Annotated in this window: 20 protein-coding genes; all 20 read right to left on the bottom strand. The window is 50.8% G+C overall.

What is annotated here, in order from left to right; translation table 11 throughout:
• Nucleotides 1-17: 17 nt before the first annotated feature.
• Nucleotides 18-1,436, bottom strand: a complete 1,419-nt coding sequence (gene atpD / locus HZS85_RS00610) for a F0F1 ATP synthase subunit beta (RefSeq protein ID WP_058704129.1) — start codon at nt 1,434-1,436, stop codon at nt 18-20.
• A 36-nt stretch (nt 1,437-1,472) separates the two neighbouring features.
• Nucleotides 1,473-2,324 (bottom strand): ATP synthase F1 subunit gamma, encoded by an 852-nt coding sequence (atpG, locus tag HZS85_RS00605; protein WP_058704130.1) that lies wholly within the window; start codon nt 2,322-2,324, stop codon nt 1,473-1,475.
• Between the two features lie 42 nt (nt 2,325-2,366).
• A complete protein-coding gene (gene atpA / locus HZS85_RS00600; RefSeq protein ID WP_035395863.1) occupies nt 2,367-3,875 on the bottom strand; it encodes a F0F1 ATP synthase subunit alpha in 1,509 nt (502 codons plus the stop codon).
• A 19-nt stretch (nt 3,876-3,894) separates the two neighbouring features.
• Nucleotides 3,895-4,428, bottom strand: a complete 534-nt coding sequence (locus HZS85_RS00595) for a F0F1 ATP synthase subunit delta (protein WP_214852111.1) — start codon at nt 4,426-4,428, stop codon at nt 3,895-3,897.
• Nucleotides 4,428-4,961 (bottom strand): F0F1 ATP synthase subunit B, encoded by a 534-nt coding sequence (gene atpF, locus HZS85_RS00590; protein WP_214852108.1) that lies wholly within the window; start codon nt 4,959-4,961, stop codon nt 4,428-4,430. Before atpF ends, HZS85_RS00595 begins: the two co-directional genes overlap by 1 nt.
• Before the next feature lie 127 nt (nt 4,962-5,088).
• The gene (gene atpE / locus HZS85_RS00585; RefSeq protein ID WP_023469499.1) at nt 5,089-5,301 is read right to left on the bottom strand and encodes a F0F1 ATP synthase subunit C; all 213 of its coding nucleotides are present in this window, start codon (nt 5,299-5,301) and stop codon (nt 5,089-5,091) included.
• Nucleotides 5,302-5,377: 76 nt separating this feature from the next.
• Nucleotides 5,378-6,121: a F0F1 ATP synthase subunit A gene (atpB, locus tag HZS85_RS00580; protein ID WP_053454403.1), complete on the bottom strand. Its 744-nt coding sequence runs from the start codon at nt 6,119-6,121 to the stop codon at nt 5,378-5,380.
• A gap of 8 nt (nt 6,122-6,129) precedes the next feature.
• Nucleotides 6,130-6,516 (bottom strand): ATP synthase subunit I, encoded by a 387-nt coding sequence (locus HZS85_RS00575; RefSeq protein WP_214852106.1) that lies wholly within the window; start codon nt 6,514-6,516, stop codon nt 6,130-6,132.
• Nucleotides 6,513-6,731: an AtpZ/AtpI family protein gene (locus HZS85_RS00570; protein WP_023469502.1), complete on the bottom strand. Its 219-nt coding sequence runs from the start codon at nt 6,729-6,731 to the stop codon at nt 6,513-6,515. Before HZS85_RS00570 ends, HZS85_RS00575 begins: the two co-directional genes overlap by 4 nt.
• Before the next feature lie 765 nt (nt 6,732-7,496).
• On the bottom strand, nt 7,497-8,630 hold the full coding sequence (wecB, locus tag HZS85_RS00565; RefSeq protein WP_214852105.1) for a non-hydrolyzing UDP-N-acetylglucosamine 2-epimerase: 1,134 nt from the start codon (nt 8,628-8,630) through the stop codon (nt 7,497-7,499).
• A gap of 126 nt (nt 8,631-8,756) precedes the next feature.
• Nucleotides 8,757-9,386 carry a uracil phosphoribosyltransferase gene (gene upp / locus HZS85_RS00560; protein ID WP_023469504.1) on the bottom strand — a complete coding sequence of 210 codons (630 nt, stop codon included), beginning with the start codon at nt 9,384-9,386 and terminating at the stop codon, nt 8,757-8,759.
• 72 nt (nt 9,387-9,458) lie between these two features.
• Nucleotides 9,459-10,415, bottom strand: coding sequence for a hypothetical protein (locus tag HZS85_RS00555; protein WP_214852104.1), 957 nt, complete (start codon nt 10,413-10,415; stop codon nt 9,459-9,461).
• Between the two features lie 146 nt (nt 10,416-10,561).
• Nucleotides 10,562-11,230, bottom strand: coding sequence for an ABC transporter ATP-binding protein (locus tag HZS85_RS00550; protein ID WP_214852102.1), 669 nt, complete (start codon nt 11,228-11,230; stop codon nt 10,562-10,564).
• Nucleotides 11,227-12,255: an ABC transporter permease gene (locus HZS85_RS00545; RefSeq protein WP_214852101.1), complete on the bottom strand. Its 1,029-nt coding sequence runs from the start codon at nt 12,253-12,255 to the stop codon at nt 11,227-11,229. The genes HZS85_RS00550 and HZS85_RS00545 overlap by 4 nt, the downstream gene beginning before the upstream one ends.
• Before the next feature lie 75 nt (nt 12,256-12,330).
• Nucleotides 12,331-13,686, bottom strand: coding sequence for a sensor histidine kinase (locus HZS85_RS00540; RefSeq protein ID WP_214852100.1), 1,356 nt, complete (start codon nt 13,684-13,686; stop codon nt 12,331-12,333).
• Nucleotides 13,683-14,351 carry a response regulator transcription factor gene (locus HZS85_RS00535; protein WP_214852098.1) on the bottom strand — a complete coding sequence of 223 codons (669 nt, stop codon included), beginning with the start codon at nt 14,349-14,351 and terminating at the stop codon, nt 13,683-13,685. Before HZS85_RS00535 ends, HZS85_RS00540 begins: the two co-directional genes overlap by 4 nt.
• A gap of 75 nt (nt 14,352-14,426) precedes the next feature.
• On the bottom strand, nt 14,427-15,686 hold the full coding sequence (gene glyA / locus HZS85_RS00530; RefSeq protein ID WP_023469510.1) for a serine hydroxymethyltransferase: 1,260 nt from the start codon (nt 15,684-15,686) through the stop codon (nt 14,427-14,429).
• 111 nt (nt 15,687-15,797) lie between these two features.
• Nucleotides 15,798-16,337 carry a TIGR01440 family protein gene (locus HZS85_RS00525; RefSeq protein ID WP_035410650.1) on the bottom strand — a complete coding sequence of 180 codons (540 nt, stop codon included), beginning with the start codon at nt 16,335-16,337 and terminating at the stop codon, nt 15,798-15,800.
• On the bottom strand, nt 16,337-16,777 hold the full coding sequence (gene rpiB / locus HZS85_RS00520; protein ID WP_214728375.1) for a ribose 5-phosphate isomerase B: 441 nt from the start codon (nt 16,775-16,777) through the stop codon (nt 16,337-16,339). The genes HZS85_RS00525 and rpiB overlap by 1 nt, the downstream gene beginning before the upstream one ends.
• A gap of 5 nt (nt 16,778-16,782) precedes the next feature.
• Nucleotides 16,783-17,298, bottom strand: coding sequence for a low molecular weight protein arginine phosphatase (locus HZS85_RS00515; RefSeq protein ID WP_035410655.1), 516 nt, complete (start codon nt 17,296-17,298; stop codon nt 16,783-16,785).
• Nucleotides 17,299-17,310: the final 12 nt, after the last annotated feature.

Here is a 17,310-nt window from a genome sequence, read left to right as displayed (position 1 = left end):
CCCTTATGCTTTGTCACTTAGACAAGCGCCTTCGCTTTTTCAATCGCATCTTCGATCGGACCGACGAGACGGAATGCTTCTTCCGTTAAGTCATCGTGTTTACCTTCGAGGATTTCTTTGAAGCCGCGGATCGTATCCTTAACTGGGACGTACGATCCTTTTTGTCCTGTGAACTGCTCAGCTACGTGGAAGTTCTGCGACAAGAAGAACTGGATACGACGCGCACGGTGTACAGTCAATTTGTCGTCTTCTGACAACTCGTCCATACCGAGGATCGCGATGATATCTTGAAGTTCTTTATAACGCTGAAGTGTTTCCTGAACTTGACGAGCGACACTGTAGTGCTCTTCGCCGACGATTTCCGGTGAAAGGGCACGTGATGTCGAAGCAAGTGGATCCACGGCAGGATAGATCCCCATCTCAGAGAGACGGCGCTCAAGGTTCGTCGTTGCATCTAAGTGAGCAAACGTCGTCGCAGGAGCCGGGTCAGTATAGTCATCGGCTGGTACATAAACCGCTTGGATCGATGTAACCGAACCTTTGTTTGTTGATGTAATCCGCTCTTGAAGCATACCCATCTCTGTTGCGAGTGTCGGTTGGTAACCAACGGCAGATGGCATACGACCGAGAAGGGCCGATACCTCAGAACCCGCTTGTGTGTAACGGAAGATGTTATCAACGAAGAGAAGAACGTCTTGTCCTTGCTCATCACGGAAGTATTCCGCCATCGTCAAACCAGTCAAGGCAACACGAAGACGTGCACCCGGTGGTTCGTTCATCTGACCGAAGACCATCGCTGTTTGTTTGATAACGCCTGAATCCGTCATCTCGTGGAACAAGTCATTTCCTTCACGCGTCCGCTCACCAACACCTGCGAATACCGAGATACCGCTGTGCTCTTGGGCGATGTTGTTGATCAATTCCTGGATGAGGACGGTCTTACCTACACCGGCACCACCGAAGAGACCGATCTTACCACCCTTGATGTAAGGAGCGAGCAAGTCGACGACTTTAATTCCAGTCTCGAGGATTTCAACTTTCGTTGAAAGGTTATCGAAAGTCGGTGCTTTTTTGTGGATCGGAAGACGTTCCACGTCAGCAGCGATTTCTTTTTCATCAATTGGGTTACCGAGTACGTTGAAGACGCGACCAAGTGTCGCTTCTCCGACGGGTACCGAGATTGGAGCATTCGTATCGAGTACTTCCATTCCACGGCGTACTCCATCCGTAGAGTCCATCGCAATGGTACGGACGACGTCGTCACCAAGGTGCAGGGCGACCTCAAGCGTCAAGTCGATAGCCACTTCTTCTACAGTTTGCGGCGTATATTGAATACGGAGCGCGTTGTAGATGTTCGGTAAGTGTCCTTCGAACTTAACGTCGATGACAGGTCCCATGACCGCGACGACGCGGCCTTTTAAACCGAGTTCGTTCATCGTGTTTCCTCCTACCTATCGTTACGCCAGTCGGGATTACTGCTGCGCAGCAGCCCCACTGACGATCTCTGTGATTTCTTGCGTGATTGCAGCTTGTCGAGCTCGGTTGTAGACGAGAGTCAATCGACCGATCAAGTCATCTGCGTTATCTGTCGCACTTTGCATTGCTGTCATACGTGACGCATGTTCTGCTACTTTCGCGTCAAGAAGCGCACCGAAGATCAAGCTCTCCGCATAACGCGGGAGGAGTTCTGCAAGGATTTGTTCCTCGCTTGGCTCGTACTCATAAGTCGTCGAAGACGAAGCTTCGATTTCTCCGAGTGGGAGAAGGGTTTCGACTTTCACTTCCTGGCTGATGACAGATAAGAAGTGGTTGTAGCACAGCTTGAGCTCGTCGATTTCGCCGATCGTGAACGCACTCACTGTGCGCTTCACGATCTCAGCGACGTCGACATACGAAGGAGAATCGTTCAAGCCTGTGATCGCATCCGTGACCGTGATTCCGCGTGAACGGAAGAACTGGACACCGACTTTACCGACCACGAAGAGAACGTAACTGTCCGTAGTATGCTTTTCTTTGATTTCCCGGTAGACTTCACGCAGCACGTTGGCGTTATATGCACCAGCTAAGCCGCGATCCGATGTGATGACGATGTAGCCCGTCTTTTTGACGGGACGTTTCTCGAGCATCGGATGGCTCGCACCTGTCGTGCCATTCGCAATGGTTCCGAGTACCTCTTGCATTTTCAGCATGTAAGGTTGGAACTTCGCGCTATGTGCTTGAGCGCGGTTCAGTTTCGACGCCGAAACCATGTTCATCGCTTTCGTGATCTGTTTCGTACTTTTCGTCGAGTTGATCCGCGTTTGTATCTCGCGCAACGATGCCATTTCGATTCACCACCTTGTTAGTTTCAAGAGCGTTCCGCCGGATTAGACCGTCGCTTGGAACGTTTTCTTAAATTCTGAGATTGCTGCTACGAGCTCTTCGTCTGCTGGAAGGTTACCTGTCTTACGGATCTCATCGCAAAGTTGTTTGCGGTTTTGATCGAGCCAGAGGTTGAGTTCCTTTTCAAAACGACGAATATCCGTTACAGCAACATCATCAAGGTGACCACGAGTCAAGGCATAGATGATGATGACTTGCTTATCGACAGTAAGGGGTTGGTTCAAGTCCTGTTTCAAGACTTCAACTGTCCGCTCACCACGGTTAAGCTTCGATTGAGTCGCTTTATCAAGGTCAGATCCGAACTGAGCGAATGCTTCAAGCTCACGGTAAGATGCGAGGTCAAGACGGAGCGTACCCGCTACCTTCTTCATCGCTTTTACTTGAGCCGAACCACCTACACGCGATACCGAGAGACCCGGGTTGATCGCGGGACGGACACCTGAGAAGAAGAGATCCGATTGAAGGAAAATTTGACCATCCGTGATCGAGATAACGTTCGTCGGGATATAAGCTGAGATATCCGACGCTTGCGTCTCGATGAACGGAAGGGCAGTCAAGCTACCTGCGCCAAGCTCGTCGTTCAACTTCGCCGCACGCTCAAGAAGGCGTGAGTGGAGGTAGAAGACATCCCCTGGGTAAGCTTCGCGGCCTGGTGGGCGTTTCAAGAGAAGTGAAAGCTCACGGTAAGCAGCTGCTTGTTTTGAAAGATCATCATAGATGACAAGAACGTGTTTGCCTTGGTCCATGAAGTGTTCACCCATCGCGACACCTGCGAATGGTGCGAGGTAAAGAAGTGGAGCCGGCTGTGAAGCCGCTGCCGAAACGACAATCGTGTAATCGAGGGCACCGTTTTTACGGAGCGTCTCGACGACGCCACGGACTGTTGATTCTTTTTGTCCGATTGCGACGTAGATACAGATCATGTTTTCTTCTTTTTGATTGATGATCGTATCGATCGCGATCGACGTCTTACCCGTCTGACGGTCACCGATGATCAACTCACGCTGTCCACGACCGATTGGAACGAGGGCATCGATCGCCTTGATTCCTGTCTGAAGTGGTTCGTGTACCGATTTACGCGCCATGACGCCAGACGCCTTACGCTCGATCGGGTTGTAGTGTTCTGTTTCGATTGGACCAAGACCATCGATTGGCATACCGAGTGGGTTGACGACACGTCCGAGGAGTGCGTCTCCAGTTGGTACTTCCATGATGCGGCCCGTACGGCGAACAGAGTCGCCTTCTTTGATTTCAAGGTAGTCACCGAGGATGATGATACCGACGTTGCCTTCTTCTAAGTTTTGCGCCAAGCCCATTGTGCCGTTAGCGAATTCTACGAGCTCTCCCGACATGACGTTGTCGAGTCCGTGTGCACGAGCGATACCATCACCGATTTGGATGACCGTACCTGTCTCGTTCACTTCCATCGTAGAACCGTACTGCGCGATACGCGCTTTAAGCAGGGCGCTGATTTCTTCAGCTCTAATGCTCATGCGTTTCACCCCTATTTTCTTACGCTTTTAACAGCTCACGCTCAAGGCGCGTTAGTTTAGTTTCGATCGTACCGTCATATGTCGTGTAACCGATTTGAACGCGAAGTCCTCCGATGACACTCGTGTCGACGACGTTCTCGACTTCAAGCGTTTTACCTGATTTTTGGCCAAACGTCTCTTTCACTTTCGTGAGTTCCTCGCCTGACAATTTGTATGCACTCGTGACGATTGCCGTCGCGACATTGCGGTGTTCATTCAACAATGCAATGAAGTGTTCCGGTAACGTGACTATTTCTGCCGCCCGGTCGTTTTCGACCATGACGAGCAACGTGTTCAAGACGATCGAGTTGAAGCCAGTGAAGCTTGTTTGAAGAACTTGCTTGAGCTCTTCAGCAGAAATCGATGGGTTATCTAAAACCGAAGCGAGCTCTGGTGTTGCGTGGAGCACTTCGCCGAGCGTCCGCACATCAGCTTCTGCTTGCTCGAGCACATGGTGCTCAAGCGCAAGATCGAAGAGCGCTTTTGCGTAGCGTCCCGCTACGTGATCACGCATTAGTTCGTGCCCTTAGTATCAGCAAGGAATTGATCGACGAGTGCCTTTTGAGCGGCTTCGTCCGTCGCAAGCTGTGTTTTCATGACGTGGCGTGCTGCAGCGATTGCTTGAAGAGCGACATCGTTCTTCAAAGCAGCTTGTGCTTCAGCGCGTTCACGTTCGATCGCACGGCGAGCTTCTTCCTTACTCATTTCGGATTCAAGACGTGCCTGCTCCATCGCACGTGCTTGCTCTGCTTCTGCCTGACGGCGTGATGCTTCTAAAAGATCGCGTGCTTCCGTACGCGCCTTGTTTAATTCTTCGCGTTGTTGTTCTACGTAGACTTCAGCGTCTTTACGGCTCTTTTCAGCCGAGTTGATCTCGCTAGCCACATGCTCTTCCCGCGCTTTCATCATGTTGACGAGCGGGCCCCATGCGAATTTCTTCAAGAGGATGAGGAGCAAGAGGAAAACGACGATCGTGACGATCATGTTGGCTAATAAGAGATGGTTGCCTTCGCCACCAGCCTCTGCCGCAAGATACGTTAGATTCATTCGATTACACTCCCCTCGTGGTTGGTTCAACTTCAATATCTACATAAGGGAGCCTAAGCTCCCGTGACGGTTCACTCAAACGTTGAACGAATAGCGCCCTATGTAGTCCGTTCTCGTTAATCGTGGATTAAGAGTTGAGAAGAAGGAAACCGACCGCTACACCGATGATTGGAAGTGCCTCGACGAGACCGATACCGATGAACATTGTTTGACGAAGTTCGTTTTTGAGTTCTGGCTGACGTGCTTGACCTAATACTGTACCGTTTACGATAAGACCGTTACCGATACCTGCGCCGAGTGCGCCGAGTCCGATGATGATCGCTGTTGCAATAAGATTCATGATAAATTGCCTCCCTAGAGTGTGTTCATTGATTTGGTCGTGCTGTTATCGGAAAAGCGAATGCTTTACCTTCGAATTAATGGTCGTGCGCTGCCTTATGTCCGATGTAAACCATCGTCAGGATAAGGAAGATGTACGCTTGGATACCACCGATGAAGAGTGAGAATCCTTGCCAGATCAACATCGGGATACCCGAGATGATCGCGCCTAGTGGTCCGGCGAATTGGAAATCGTTCGTACCAGAGACGATACCGATCGAAAGAATGATTCCGATCATGATCTCACCAGCGAAGATGTTTCCGTAAAGACGAAGACCGAGCGTCAACGTGTTTGCAAACTCCTCGATGATGGTAATGATAAACATCGGCGTCATGAATGTTTTCGCATAAGCGCCGAAGCCGCGCATCTTCACACCGTAGTAATGGCTCATGACCACTACGAGAGATGAAAGTGCCAGTGTCACGTAAGGATCTGCAGTTGGTGAGTTGAACCAAATGTAGTGTCCCGTCACGACGTTGAATGGGAGACCCATGATGTTGGATACAAGGATGAACAGGAATAATGTCATTCCGAACGTAAGGAAGCGACCCCCTGTTTTCCAGTCCATCGTGCTGCTGATGATACCGCGAACGAATTCGAGGAACATCTCCATCACGTTTTGAGCACCGGTTGGCTTCATCACAAGACGTCGCGTACCGGCCACGGCAATCAAGAAGACGAGAGCAGCAGCAATCAATACTGTGATCAAGTTCGTCCAGCTACCGTACAGAACGAAGTCACCCCAGAGTGGGATTTCGTAAAGTGGCATTTCGTGGTTCATTTGACTATTCACCTCTTTTCCCGCTTGAGTTCGTGAGTCAAGAACTCACAAAATTGTATGACGTGGCCGGCGAGAAGGCCTATTACCACCGCAGTTAATGACAATTCAGTTTGATATTTCAAACCGATCATCACACAAAGTACCGCGACCGCCATGCGTGAAACGGTCCCACGAGACATCGGCTTACGCCCCGTCTCGATTACACGATACATCCGATCGACGCTGAGTCGTTGAAGCGTCAAGATCAGAAAGCTGCCAGTTCCACCAAGCGCCAGTCCATAGACGACCGGTTCACTCGGGCGTCCAATGAGCAGCAGGACAGCCAGGATCCCGTAAAAGAGTCCAAACCATCGTAAGTACGCACGATACAACGCATCTTGAAGGATGATGTTCATGTCTTCTCCCCTAACAAGTGCCTGATCATGGCGATCATGCAAAGAATGCCGATGAAAATCCCGATGAACACGGCGAACGTCGCACCCATTTTTTCCCACCATTGTTGTTGTTCCCCATAGTTCCCAACCAAAAAGCCAATGACGATCGGTGCAGCCAGTGCCGTCGAAATTTGCGAGGCCATGACCATACTCTTCGCGAGCCCACTTTGGCGCACTAGAGACGACCCCCTTTTTTCCCAATTGTGAGTTCTTTTTCTTTCCCACAATTTGCGGATTTTCATACTAGTCAAGAATACAATGAAGCAGCTTTCATAGTCAAATGAATTCACAATAAAAACAGAGCCGAAAAACCTATACATATCAACGATTGATAAGGTTTTCACAGATGTCTTACATGCAAGTCATTTCACGAAGATGTGAAGAAAATATGTAGTGCTATCAACGGTTAAAGAGATTGTTCATATGGTGAACAAAACCGTTGAACAGTAACGTTATATCGTGCCCGTTAAACCGAAACAAGACCTCTAAAATTGATTTGTGTCGATTTTGTGAAAAAACATTTTTTGTTCACAATTGAAAACGCTTCCTAATCAGGACATAAAAACAGCTCTGACATCTGTTTGTAACAATACATTTCAGCGATTTCCATTTTTTCAATCGTGCGGTACGTCACAGCTTGAATCGTCATCGTTTCCTTTCCAGTTTCAAGGTCATCTGGTTTTACATTTTCTAAACAAATGGGCTGATTTTAGCGGAAATGACAAAAATAATATAGCTCCTTCATGTAGGAAGCTACATATACTAGTATTTTATCTCGCTTTGAATTCTCCACGCTTCCTTCACCCGCTTTCCTCAGGCGAGACACAAGCCAGGATTCACGTTCCTTCCGGTCCGTGAATTCGGGTCTTGTTCGTCTCTGACAGCGCGACTTGTCGCGCTTTTTCCTGTAGGAGTCGGGTGATGACGCGTGCTGTCCTACTTCATTGTGTGAGTAACGGTGCCGGTGCTTCTCCTTGACCGAAGTGATGCAGAATCGCTTGGACGATGCGTTCTGAGGCGTGACCGTCTCCATACGGGTTTGAAGCATGCGCCATCTCCTGATAAAGTGTTTTGTTCGTCAAGAGTTCTGTTGCCATCTGATAGATCGTCTCTTCTTCCGTTCCGGCAAGCTTCAACGTTCCGGCAGTAATCCCTTCCGGACGTTCCGTCGTATCGCGTAAGACAAGAACAGGAACACCGAGTGATGGTGCTTCTTCTTGTACGCCACCCGAGTCAGTTAAGATCAAATGGGCACGGCTCGCGAAGTTATGGAAATCGAAGACGTCGAGTGGAGCGATCAACGAAATCCGATCATGCCCTTCAAAAACCTTCTTCGCCGCTTCTTGAACGACTGGATTGAGGTGGACCGGATAGACGACGTGCGTCTCCGGGAACGCATCGACGAGGCGACGAATCGCCCGGAACATTTGGTGCATCTTCTCGCCTTGGTTCTCACGACGGTGCGCTGTCATCAAGATCAACTTCCGGTCCCCGACCGTCTCGAGCATCGGATGGACGTAATCCGATTGGACGGTCGTTTGCAGAGCATCGATCGCCGTGTTTCCTGTGATGTAGACACCGGCGTGACGATTTTCGGATGCGAGATTCGCTGCCGCTTGCGCTGTCGGAGCGAAATGTAAGTCCGCGAGCGTCGACGTCAACTGACGATTGACCTCTTCCGGGAACGGAGAGTACTTATTATAGGTCCGCAGTCCCGCCTCGACGTGACCGACCGCGATCTGATTGTAATAGGCAGCTAGGCTTCCGACGAACGTCGTCGTCGTATCCCCATGGACGAGGACGAGATCCGGTTTGATGTCCTTCATGATCGCATCAAGTCCTTCAAGACCCCGCGTCGTGATGTCGATGAGTGTTTGACGTTGTTTCATGATATTTAAATCATGATCCGGTTCGATCTCAAACAGATCGAGCACTTGATCGAGCATCTCGCGGTGTTGGGCAGTGATCGTAACATGAACATCAAAAGCAGGGTGTTGCTTCAGGGCGTTGACGAGCGGTGCCATCTTGATGGCTTCCGGTCGTGTCCCGAAAATCGGCATGACTGTAATCGGCATGGTGACTTCCTCCTTTTTTCCTTTTTTCATTAAAGCATATTTCAGCAATCTTGCGCAGTTTACGAAATAGCAACGAAAAGACCGCAGATCATCGTCTGCGGTCTTTTCGTATATCTTGCTGTCTTTTTACTTCGTTCCGAAGAGACGGTCTCCTGCATCACCGAGCCCTGGGACGATGTATCCGTGGTCGTTCAACTTCTCGTCGAGTGCCGCGAGATAGATGTCGACGTCTGGGTGTTCTTCTTGAACGCGTTTAACGCCTTCAGGTGCTGCACAGAGACATGCGAGCTTGATGCTCTTCGCCCCTTGTTTCTTTAAGGAGGAGATGGCGTCTGCCGCCGAACCACCTGTCGCAAGCATCGGGTCAACGACGACGAAATCACGTTCTGCGACGTCTGTTGGGAGCTTGAGGTAGTATTCCGTTGGCTCGAGTGTCTCCGGATCACGGTACAAACCGATGTGACCGACTTTGACGTTCGGCATCATGCGGAGCATGCCGTCGACCATACCGAGACCGGCGCGGAGAATCGGGACGATCCCGAGTTTCTTGCCTTCGATCATCTTCTGCGTCGTCTTCGTGACCGGTGTCTCGATCGCGACATCTGTGAGTGGAAGGTCACGTGTGATTTCATATGCCATCAATGAAGCCACCTCGTCGACAAGTTCCCGGAATTGTTTCGTTCCTGTTTCGACTTTACGCATGATCGTCATCTTGTGCTGAATCAATGGGTGATCAAATACATGTACTTTACTCATTGTTTGCATCTCCTCTCCATTCTCTTTTCGCATTGTACTCTATAAGCGTACTGCTTGGGAACTGTTTTTTCGTCAGTTCCCGAGCGTACTCTTACCCGATAGAATCGCTTTTGCCGCATAAGACCATTCATTTTCCGGTTGTTTCGCGAGTTCTTGTAAGGTCGCTCGGTAGTCGCCTTTTTTATATTTTTGTTCATAAACGGCTTGCATCCAGAGGACATCACTTATGTAACCGGACTTCGGAAAATCTTCCCGATAGGCGATGTAATCTGCTTGTGTCGTGTTCTTCAACTTTCCGGCCGCAATCAACTTATAAAAGCGTGCCATGCCTGCTGTCTCTTTGTTCGTCAAGACGGATCCGTTCAAGACACTGTCTGCTCGTTTGTAGTCCTTCGCCTGAACGGCAGCGACCCCTTGCTCGAGCGCTTCTTTCGCAGACACTTTCGGCTCCTGTGTTTCCGTTTTTGTTTCCTTCTTCTCTGGCTTGATCGCTTTCGCCCTCTCTTGCTCCCTTGCCAATTGTTCGTTTTTTTCTTTTAACTGTTCGACTTCTGTTTGTAGCGCTGCGAGTTGTTGCTCGACCTCTGTCTGTTTCGTCGCGACCGGTGTTGCGGGTTCGCTATCCAACTGTGTCCAGATTAGACCGAGACAAACGACAGCTACAGCTCCACCGAGCCACCACGGGTTTAGTTTTCCGAGTCGCTTCCAGTTTTTCAGTTGTGGATGATTCTGAACGGTCATAGGAAACGATGCCAATCGTTTCTGGGCAAGACGTTTCCCGCCTGCTTTTCCTGCGATCGCTAGGCGGTAACGATAAACCTCTGCCGGCATCGGTAACGTCTTCCACTGTTCAAAACGAGCATCCGCTTGTTCATAAAATCCGGCCTGTTGCATGATGACGATTGCTTTGAAATCTTCGAGCATCCGTTGATATTCCCGGCGTTCGTGGCTTTTATGTGTAAACCATTCCGTCAATCGTTCGGTCTGAATGGCTTGTAATTCGCTTTGAATCAAGGTTGTTAAATTCACATTTATTTCCACCCTTATCTTTTTTTACTATGGTTAAGTATAACAAAGATAACGATTCCGCAAATGGTCCGTTTCCCCTATCTTCTTGACGAATCACAAAAAACCACTTGTATTCGCACAGTGGCACGAACACAAGTGGTCATCGTTTAACTATGGGAATAAGACCGGGATGCGGTTGCTTCCGTGATCCGTCCATCTTCGATCCGCCAAATCCGGTCACAGACATCTAACATCCGTTCGTCATGAGTGATGACGATGACGGTTTTGTTCGCACCGTGTGCTTGCTGCTGCAACAACTCCATCACCCGACGTCCATTCGGATAATCCAGACTCGCCGTCGGTTCATCTGCCAAGACGAGTCGCGGTTCATTGACGAAGGCCCGCGCAATCGCCACACGTTGACGTTCCCCACCTGATAAGGCATGCGGTAAATGATCTTTCCGGTGCTCAAGTCCGAACACGGCGAGAGCCGATGTCACGTCAACGGTTCGCCCCGCTTCCTGCGCGACCAGCTCCAGTTGCTCACCTGCCGTCAAGAACGGCACGAGATGCGATTCTTGGAAGATGAATCCGACCTTCTCGAGTCGTAAGCGGCGACGTTCTTCGTCCGACGCTTCACTGACGCACGTATCATCGAAATAGACGGCACCATTCGTTGGTGTCTGTAACAATCCAAGCAACTGGAGCAATGTACTTTTTCCACTACCGCTCGGTCCGACGAGGGCAATCAACTCACCCGCTTCTGCCTGTAAGTTGATGTCCTGCAGCACCGTCATCTCACCATAACTTTGCTCAATCTGTTCTAATCGAATCATCCGTTCATTCCTCCCATCGCATCTGCCGCCTCGAGTTTCTTGACCATCCGTAACGGAACAAGCGCACCGAGGATCGCCGTGCCGAGTAGAATGCCGCCGTACATCAGACTCGTCGACCATTCAAAACGGAACGGGAGATCCGCCGGCAGGAAACGACTCGTCAGATAGGTGATGGCGATACTGACACCAAAGGCAAGACTCGTCAGTATGACGACTTGAACGAGCAGACTCGCTCCCATCGTCCTTGTCCGGATGCCGATGGCCTTTAAGACACCAAACTGCTTCATCTTCTGCATCGTCAAGATATAGAAGAAGGCTGTCAGAATCAATGCTCCGATGACGACGAGCGCGACCCGCATCATCTGAAAGGAGTTTTGTTCTGCCGAGTAACCCGGTACGTTTTGAACAATCTCTTGTTTTAAAAAGACCGAGTGATCGGTTTGCAACGACTGACCGATGTACGCTGATACGTATGACGTGCCCATTTTCGATTGCCACGCTTGCCACGATTCATCCGTCATCCAGAGAACGGGTGCATGACTATAACGACCGTCCGTCACTGTACCGGCAATCTGGAACGTCTCCTTCGTTCGAAAATCCGTGATCGTATCGCCGACGTGCGTTCCGCGTTGCTTTGCATACGCAGCATCGACAAGTACCTCCCCTTTTTGCAACGATTGCAGCTGTTTGGGACCATATTTCGTAGTCTGTGGTAACGCAAAGACCGTCACGTCGTCCTTCGTTTTATTCTTCTTCTCAAGCACCATGTTCTGGACACCGAGTGCTTCCGCGCCCTTTGGTGTCTCATCCGCCTGTAAGAATGAACGGGTCAGCTGCCCTTCTGCATCTTTACTTAGCGCAAACTGTTCGACCGGCAGATTACGGACGGCTGCCCCATTGTCATAAGCTAGTCCATCTGCAAGGCCGGTGATCATCAAGATCAATAAGACGATCAACATCGTCACGATCGTCATCCAACTGAATCGCCCTTTCATCCGGACGAGTTCTTTCCATCCTAATTTCATTGTGTGATCCCTCCTGTATGTTCGCTACAGGATTGATGATACAGCCGCAATATGAACGGAACATGAACGCAGGTGTCACGCGCGTAAAAAAGTTAACATTACGGTTAAACCCGATGAATCGGACGACAAGCTCGCATCCCCGCCGAGTTGACGCATCGTCTCTTTGACGATCGCAAGCCCAAGTCCCGTTCCGCGCGACGTCCGGGACGCATCGCCTTGATAAAAGCGTTCGAAGGCATGTTTCATCTGTTCATCCGTCATACCTGGTCCTTCATCCTTGATTCGGATGATGATCTGATCCGCTTGTTCCTCTGCTTGAATCTGGATCGTCGCTCCGTCTTTCGAGACCGAGACAGCGTTTCGGATGACGTTCTGAAAGACATGTTCCAACGCACTGACATCCGCTTGTATCTGCATCGCCATCGGAACATCGAGCGCGACAGCGATTCCTTGTTCATCCAGCTGGAAGGCAAGTGTCGTGAGTGTCGCCTCAAGATTCGTCCGCAGATTAAGTGCTTGTCGTTTGAAGCGTCGTCCTTCATCGAGCTTCGCTAAGATCAACAGTTGACGCGTCAGCTCCGACATTCGCTCCGCCTCTTGACGGATGACCGTCCGTTTTCTGACGTCTTCTCCCGTCACATCGAGTTGTCCCGCGTAACCAGCAATCGTCGTCAGCGGCGACTGGAATTCATGCGAGACGTTCGCAACGAATCGGCGCCGTTCCGTATCAGACGCTTCGACTGCCGTCGCCATTTCGTCAAACCGCCGCGACAGCTCACCAATTTCATCGCGTGCCTTCGTTCCGACGCGGATTCCGTAGTCACCGTCTGCCATCTGTTCCGTCGCTTTTGTCAGGCGCTGGATCGGACGAACGAGATAGCGGATGGAAAAGACAAGCAAAAGGAAACTGATCACGACAAGCAGTCCAAGGAACAGACCGACGAACAGATGCAACTCACGAATCTGACGACTCAAGTCCGGTCGGACTAAGATCGCGTCCGTGCCTTGCGCCGTCTTGACCGACGTGCCGTACGTATTGATGACTTCGTTATCGAACAGACCGAGCAAGAAGAGATGGAACGGATATTCACGCATTCCGTAGTACGATTGTCCCTTCTTCACTTGCTCGACGACTTGATTCGAGATGGCTTCATCACGAAACGTGTTTCCATACCGCTCGATTCCGTCGTCCGAGCGCACATACAGTTGAAAGCCGGTCGCTTGTAACATCCGGTAAAACGACTCCGTCTTTCCGTCCCCGTGCTTTTCATAATAATCAATCGCTGTCTCGACCGCTTCCTCGACTTTTTGGCTGTAGCTATCCTGCCAAAAGGAATAATAGGCAATATTACTAATCAAGAGCGCCAGTAGTGCCGACACGAGTAAGACGACGCAGACGAGTCCGACGATTTTCGTATAGAGCGATCTCATGCGTCGACCTCCAATCGGTAACCGAGACCGCGGACCGTCTCGATCTTCACCTGATTCGTCTCCTTCAGGCGTCCACGGAGTCGTTTGATGTGGACGTCAATCGTCCGGTCATCCCCCATGAAATCGAGTCCCCAAACGTGTTCGATCAACTCCTCGCGGCTGAAGACCCGTCCCGGGAAACTCGCCAACTGATGCAACAATTCGAATTCACGGCGTGGGAGTGTCCACTCGGTCGACTGAATCGTCACGAGCTGACTGCGTTTATCGATCGTGACATCCCCGAGATGCAGAACAGGTTGCGCCGCTTTTTGATAGCGCCGAGCTACAGCGTGGAGGCGAAATACTAATTCTTCCGGATCAAACGGTTTCGTGATGTAATCATCGGCACCTGCTGCGAAACCGTCCCGTTTATCCGTCAGTTCACCGAGCGCCGTCAGCATCAAAATCGGGATGTCCCCGTTTTGCCGTAATCGTTCGCACAGAACGAGACCGGTCTGTCCGGGGAGCAGGACATCAAGTACGGCTGCTTCGAACGTCATCTTCTCGATCCAAGCGAGCGCTTCGTTTCCGTCTGCTGTCGCTCGGATGGCGTGTCCGTCGGCTTGTAACGTCGACACGACAAGGGCTTGGATATGAGGGTCATCTTCAACGACTAGAATATACATCGTACGCCTCCTTTGTTAGACAAACAAAAATCCCCTTCCCCCTTCTCAAAATGAAAAGGACGAAGGGGATGACAGTCATCCGCGCTCTGGGTAGAGTGGGAAACGACCTGTCAACGCAACGACACGCTCACGTGCTTGTGCGAGAACGTCTGCTTCTTCCGGGTGGTTCAAGACGAGTTCGATCAACTCGGCGATTTCTTTCATCTCAGCTTCCTTGAATCCGCGAGATGTCATCGCTGCCGTTCCGATCCGGATACCGCTCGTGACGAACGGGCTCGCTGGGTCGAACGGAATCGTGTTCTTGTTGACCGTAATGCCAGCTTCGTCAAGCGCATGCTCGGCGAGTTTCCCCGTGATCCCGAGTGGTTGCAAGTCAACGAGGAGCAAGTGATTGTCCGTTCCGCCTGAAACGATCCGGAGTCCACGATTCGTCAATTCCTCACCGAGGACTTTGGCATTCGTGACGACTTGGCCGATGTAGTCCTTGAACTCTGGTGCAAGGGCTTCACCAAATGCAACAGCTTTCGCGGCGATGACGTGCATGAGTGGACCACCTTGGATCCCTGGGAAGATGGCTTTATCGATCGCTTTCGCATGCTCTTCTTTACAGAGGATCATCCCACCACGTGGACCACGCAACGTCTTATGCGTCGTCGTCGTGACGAAGTGTGCATGCTCGACTGGGTTTGGATGTTGACCTGCTGCGACGAGTCCAGCGATGTGTGCCATGTCGACCATCAAGTAAGCACCGACGCTATCTGCGATTTCACGGAAACGTTTGAAGTCGATGACGCGCGGATACGCCGATGCGCCCGCTACGATCAATTTTGGTTTATGCTCTTCAGCTAATTGTGCGACGACGTCGTAATCAATCATCTCTGTCTCTTGATCGACACCGTATTCCACGAAGTTGTACTGGACACCGGAGAAATTGACGGGGCTACCGTGCGTCAGATGGCCACCGTGCGATAGGTTCATCCCGAGGACCGTATCGCCCTGTTCAAGAATCGTGAAGTAGACCGCCATGTTCGCTTGTGCACCTGAGTGTGGTTGCACGTTCGCATGCTCCGCTCCGAAGATTTCCTTCGCGCGGTCGCGTGCTAAATTCTCAGCGAGATCGACATACTCACAGCCACCATAATAACGACGACCTGGATAACCTTCTGCGTACTTGTTCGTCAAGACGCTGCCTTGTGCTTCCATGACAGCTTGCGAGACGAAGTTCTCGGATGCGATCAATTCGATGTTATCGCGTTGACGACCTAGTTCCTGGCGCATTGCCGAAAAGAGTGCCTCATCTTGTTGTTTCAGATACGTAAGCGGTGTTTGTTCCATCTGAATTCCCCCATTTCATTTCGATAGACCTATCTTAACACGAATGTTTCCTTCCCGGCATCCCTAAAAACAACATCAAAAAAGCAAGGGGTGCGCAACCCCTTGCATCAATCATTCGTATTTAGCACGTGCTCCACCGATTAATTTTGGTCGTGTCACGGCTGCCGTCACGTGTGCCTCACCAATTTCCTTATGCGGCAAGCGCACTGGAATCGCAACAGCTTTCAAGTGCATCCCGATGAACGTGTCACCGATATCGATTCCGGCATCAGCCTGAATCGCTTCGACGACGACAGGTGCCGAGAAGCGCTGGTACGCAGCACTCGCCATCGATCCACCCGCTTCCGGAACGGGCACGACCGTCACCGGATCGAGTCCGAGACGTTCAGCCGTTTGCCGCTCAAGTGTCAGCGCTCGGTTGATATGCTCACAACCTTGGAAGGCGAGATCGACTTGGTGCGACCGACGAAAGGCATCGAAGACATCGAACAAGGCGTCCGCTACTTCCGGTGAACCTGCCTTGCCGATTTGTTTGCCAATCACTTCACTCGTCGAACAGCCGATCACGAGCAATTTTCCTTTTAAGGAAAATCGTTCATCCAGAGCGTTCAGTGTTTCTTCTAAATCGTGCTGGATGCGTGTCACGTCCATTACTTCACCTCATAATCCGAGATTTTGCAAACGCGGTTCTCATGACGGCCGCCTTCGAATTCCGTCTCAAGCCAAAGCTGTGCGATCTCACGAGCCAGTCCTGGACCGATGACGCGTTCGCCCATCGTCAATATGTTCGAATCGTTGTGCTGCCTCGTCGCTTTCGCGCTGAACGTATCATGGACGAGCGCTGCTCGGATGCCCTTGACCTTGTTCGCTGCGATACCGATCCCGATGCCTGTTCCACAAATCAAGATGCCACGGTCAAACTCTCCGTTCGCGACTGCCTCCGCGACTGGAATCGCGACATCCGGATAATCGATCGAGTCGGACGAATGCGTACCGAAGTCCGTATAGTCGATGCCGAGCTCTTGTAGGAGATCGTTGATTTCTGCCTTTAACTTAAAACCGCCATGATCCGCGCCGATTGCTACTTTCATCTTTACTATTCCCCCGTTTGTTTAGGTTGTTTTTTCGGAAGCTTCCGTGTGTCCGGAGTTTTTCTTCCGTTTCCGTTCTGCGTTAATTTTAACACAAGACGATTGACGAGGGGTTCGAGTTCATTACGTACTTGGCGATAGACGTTCATCGATCCGCCGTACGGATCGTTGATATCCCGTTCAAGCCCTGTCACATATTCGTACAAGGTGAACGTCCGTTCCTTCAGTTCCGGATAGCGTTCACCGACTTCCTGCTTGTGCTGACGCGTCATCGTCAAGATGATGTCAGACCAGCGTCCGAGTACATCATCAAAGACTTGCGTATAGTGCTCGAGTTCGATGCCGCGTTCGCGTAACACTTGCAGTGCGTTCTCGGACGCATCGAATCCTTGCATCGAACGTAGTCCTGCTGAACGGACGTCAAATTCCTGATCAGCGACTTTCGAGCGTAGTAACGCCATCGCCATCGGGCTACGGCATGTATTTCCTGTACAGATGAATAAAACGCGACGTGTGCTCATCTCCGTATCCTC

The organism is Exiguobacterium sp. s130, assembly GCF_018619055.1.
Lineage (GTDB): Bacteria > Bacillota > Bacilli > Exiguobacteriales > Exiguobacteriaceae > Exiguobacterium_A.
This window is presented reverse-complemented; position numbering and strand designations above follow the sequence as displayed.